This window comes from Bartonella sp. AA18HLJMS, from assembly GCF_042197245.1.
Taxonomy (GTDB): Bacteria; Pseudomonadota; Alphaproteobacteria; order Rhizobiales; family Rhizobiaceae; genus Bartonella.
Window position 1 is genome coordinate 1 of sequence record NZ_JBHIRP010000052.1, and the last position, 2,604, is coordinate 2,604.

Consider the following 2,604-nt stretch of genomic DNA (forward strand, 5'->3'; position numbering starts at 1 on the left):
ACATATGTTTTTGTTATCTGATCAATTTTATTGAAAAGTTGCGTGAACACTGTAAAGTCCATGGAATTCCTCTTTAACGAATTTTCAACTTTTTATCACCTTGGAACATAGATATATGCTAAACGCCTCATTTTCATTTATACATTACCTAAGTGTTTTCAGCATGATATCTTGGCTTTGATAAAATCTTTGTGCTTCTCTTAATTGTTCAGAGAGTACTGAACCTTCTACATTGGTTTTTGTTTTCATCGTATGATAGGCATTCCTTTTTTTTCATGATCAAAAATTTTCATATCAAGTTCGCGTCTTTTCCTTTTGATAAGTGATTTCTCAGCCTTACGTAAATGTGCTACCATTTGTACCTTTATAGATTCATTTTGGATCATGGCTAATGAACCATCGATATGTGCTTGAAGATCTGCAATATCTTTCAGGTTTTCTTTTGTTTGAAGTTCATTAAATAGACTTTTGAGGTATTGAAAACGATTTTCTACGTTTTCAAAACTTTTTAAAGTTATAGCTTTATTTAGTATTGAGAAAAATTCTAAACGCTCAAAAAGCAACGTGCCCATTTGATCAAAAGGCCCAGAAACTTTGTTTTCGTCCTCTAGTACCTTTTGATATGATTCTCTTGAAAGCTTATCACTCTTATAGAACGATTCTGGTTCTTTGAGAAAAAAACTAGAAAAATCTATAGTTTTAGGTCCAGTTTTTTGACTATTTGTTATAGCCTGATAGGTTTTTTCTGTTTGCGAAAGTTGTTCTTTTTTCAACTCAAGCTGTTTTTTTAAGAGCTCAATAATTTCCCCTTTTTTTAATAGATTAGTAAGCTCCAGATATTCTGCTGGTAGAGCAGGTGGTGGGGCTGGGTCCTTATGTGACGAGAGGTCATAAGATACGCTTGTAACTGCATTCGCATGTGCTAAATTTAGCATTCCCAAAAAGGTAATCATTCCTGTTATAATAAATCGCTTTTTCATCTGTTTCCTCGCTTGATTTCGGCAGGGATTGTTTTATTAATAGGCACACGATTCCTATCATTGGGCTGTTTTAGCTTTGGTGCTAATGCACAAGCCGATAAAAGGTTTGCAATCAAAATTACAAGTATGATTGACTTCATTTTAATATGACTCTTTTTACTATTATATACATTCTGATATTTGTTGTCATTATTATAATTTTGACACCAAAGTAAAGTGTATAGTTTACGATAATTTATCTTTTCTTAATTTCATTTTTTAATTTATGAAAATAGCTCAATTTCAGTGCGAATATTTTTTACTTTAGGATTGGATATCTTGGTTGATGAAGTCCTGTGGTAAGAGCTATTGAAGTAATAATACTTATCCGTAGGAAACGGTTTACGAATCCGGAGAGAGGCATATCTATAGCGCCACGGATGATGAGCCATCCGTAGATGATGAAAGCGATTGTGATTCCAATTGAAACAAAGGGTGTAATTGTAGCTATTGTTTTTGAGGAAATATCCGTGACATATGTTTTTGTTATCTGATCAATTTTATTGAAAAGTTGCGTGAACACTGTAAAGTCCATGGAATTCCTCTTTAACGAATTTTCAACTTTTTATCACCTTGGAACATAGATATATGCTAAACGCCTCATTTTCATTTATACATTACCTAAGTGTTTTCAGCATGATATCTTGGCTTTGATAAAATCTTTGTGCTTCTCTTAATTGTTCAGAGAGTACTGAACCTTCTACATTGGTTTTTGTTTTCATGAAAAAAAGCAAATGCTGTAAAAAGCTTTATTGGTTAGATCTTATTATAGGCATATTTTTGTAGTTAGAGGCTACAATTTTTCTGTACAATTTACGTTTTTGTATTTCGATAAGAGTCTCTTCGTCATCGCTTAAATTTCTGACCATTTGTAGCTTTGTATATTCATTTTGGATCATGGCTGACATAGTCTTGATGCGTGTTTGCAGTTCGAAAACTTCTTTGAGATCTTTTGTTTTATTTATCTTATCTAAGAAATCGTCCATTTGTTTAAAGCGGTTTTCTGCGTCTTGAAAAGTTTGAAAACTTACAGCTTTTTCGACAATTCCACTATATTTAAGACGCGTATTAATTATTTCGCGCATTTTATAATACGGCAACTGCTGGAAGCCGTACCTTTTCTCTTCGAGAATAATCTCATTAAATCTTTTTTTAAATTCCCCAGTAGCTATGGCTTGGTAGTTTGTCTGTGTTTTTGGGTAGATAGAAGGCAAATCTTGTATGAAAGAATCCTTGTTTTCTCCTATTGTTGGTTTTTGTATCCTATTTCCTGTTATAGACTGATGAATTTTTTTCGCGTTTTCGATCTGGTTTTCGTTTGTTTTAATTTGTTGTTCTAACAACTTAATAATTTCCAGATATTCTGCTTTTGAAAAAGGACTTTTAACAGTTGAACCTTGAGTCCCAGAACCCCAACTAAAGTTAGACGTTAGAGTTAAATTTATCATCCCCAAAAGGGTAATCATTCCTGTTATAATAAATCGCTTTTTCATCTGTCTCCTCGCTTAATTTCGGCAGGGATTGTTTTATTAATAGGCACGCGGTTCCTATCATTGGGCTGTTTTAGCTTTGGTGCTAATGCACA

4 protein-coding genes and 1 pseudogene are annotated in these 2,604 nt (G+C 33.1%); all 5 read right to left on the reverse strand.

Annotation, left to right across the window (positions count from 1 at the left end; genetic code table 11):
• Window positions 1-245: 245 nt before the first annotated feature.
• Entirely contained in the window at window positions 246-980 is a 735-nt protein-coding gene (locus ACFINW_RS09755; RefSeq protein ID WP_375641266.1) for a type IV secretion system protein, read from the reverse strand.
• Window positions 977-1,120 (reverse strand): TrwH protein, encoded by a 144-nt coding sequence (locus ACFINW_RS09760; protein WP_375674255.1) that lies wholly within the window; start codon window positions 1,118-1,120, stop codon window positions 977-979. The genes ACFINW_RS09755 and ACFINW_RS09760 overlap by 4 nt, the downstream gene beginning before the upstream one ends.
• A 182-nt stretch (window positions 1,121-1,302) precedes the next feature.
• Window positions 1,303-1,554 (reverse strand): annotated as a pseudogene (locus ACFINW_RS09765) (type IV secretion system protein); the annotation flags it as partial.
• Window positions 1,555-1,768: 214 nt separating this feature from the next.
• The gene (locus ACFINW_RS09770) at window positions 1,769-2,512 is read right to left on the reverse strand and encodes a type IV secretion system protein (protein WP_375641270.1); all 744 of its coding nucleotides are present in this window, start codon (window positions 2,510-2,512) and stop codon (window positions 1,769-1,771) included.
• Window positions 2,509-2,604: TrwH protein (locus tag ACFINW_RS09775; protein WP_375618343.1), on the reverse strand; the 96-nt coding region annotated here is incomplete at its 5' end. The genes ACFINW_RS09775 and ACFINW_RS09770, both read right to left, overlap by 4 nt.